This is a genomic window from Algoriphagus taiwanensis, from assembly GCF_036245645.1.
In the GTDB taxonomy this organism is placed as follows: domain Bacteria; phylum Bacteroidota; class Bacteroidia; order Cytophagales; family Cyclobacteriaceae; genus Algoriphagus; species Algoriphagus taiwanensis.
Map to the genome: position 1 here is coordinate 1 of NZ_BTPE01000033.1, position 1006 is coordinate 1006.

Genomic DNA, 1006 nt, shown 5'->3' on the forward strand with positions numbered 1-1006 from the left:
TAACTTTTTGCTCAAACTTGGCCAGTAGTTCAGCAAATCCCGCTATCTTGGAGCAAGCGGTCTGGAGGAGGTTCTCTTTTTTTTCATGATTGAAAACGGTTAAGAATGAATCAAAAAGATACCTCTTTTGGGCTGCTAATCGGAGAAACTACCGCAGGTTTAGTGCAACAGCCGTTTGCCGCAATGGGGGCTGAAGTGGTTAAATCAAGTGCACTACTTCTATCAAAGTTTGTGCTTGGTCGACAGTTTTGTGCCCTGTAATCCCCCACTGCGCCAAGCGCCCAAACGTTGTGTGCAATTAAAATAAAGCAGAAAAACAATGACAGAGTTTGAGGTTAGAGAGAAAATACTTGATTTGTTTAATAAAGAAAGACAAATACCTAATGGCGAATTTAATGAGTCACATTTTCTTGACTTTCTAACAAATCCTCCGCATCACAAAGACACAATAAAAAACTCCTTTAGAGGTGTGAGAAGGTATTATAGGTTTATGGATGCTATTGAGCTTGAGTTCGCCATTTGCTTTACACTATCCGACTTAGACAAATACTATAGTGTTGACAGTTTGACAAAGAAAGTTCTTGAGCGATTGACAAAAGGTCGCGGAAACCTTATGATATTGAAGCAGAGGAGAGAAGAAAAAGAAAATTACTGGATAGAGATCTTATTGACCACAATTTTACTTTTGACATATTTCTGGCTTGGATTTCATTGGCTACCAATTTTATTGACAGTCATATTTGGAGTAACAATATGGTGGATTCTCAGTAGCAAAATTCATAACAAAGAGCATAACAAGAAATTGAACTTAATAATTGGACGAAAAAATTAACTGCACACAACAACTAAGCTTTCGTGCGGCTTGCAAAGCCAAGCATGAAAGCGCTGTTGCACGAAACCGGTGAGGTTCTTATGGGGATTGAATCGGAATTTCAGTTGGATTTGTAGGACTTGATAGCTGAAAAAGTCTCCTCAGAATTGCTCGTCACGTTTGAAAAGCCATCTA

The 1006-nt window shown here is 38.8% G+C and carries 1 protein-coding gene; it reads left to right on the forward strand.

Translation table 11 applies throughout. The annotated features are described in order from the left end of the window. Positions 1–319 precede the first annotated feature (319 nt). Positions 320–832 carry a hypothetical protein gene (locus AAA938_RS20120; RefSeq protein WP_338230722.1) on the forward strand — a complete coding sequence of 171 codons (513 nt, stop codon included), beginning with the start codon at positions 320–322 and terminating at the stop codon, positions 830–832. Positions 833–1006: the final 174 nt, after the last annotated feature.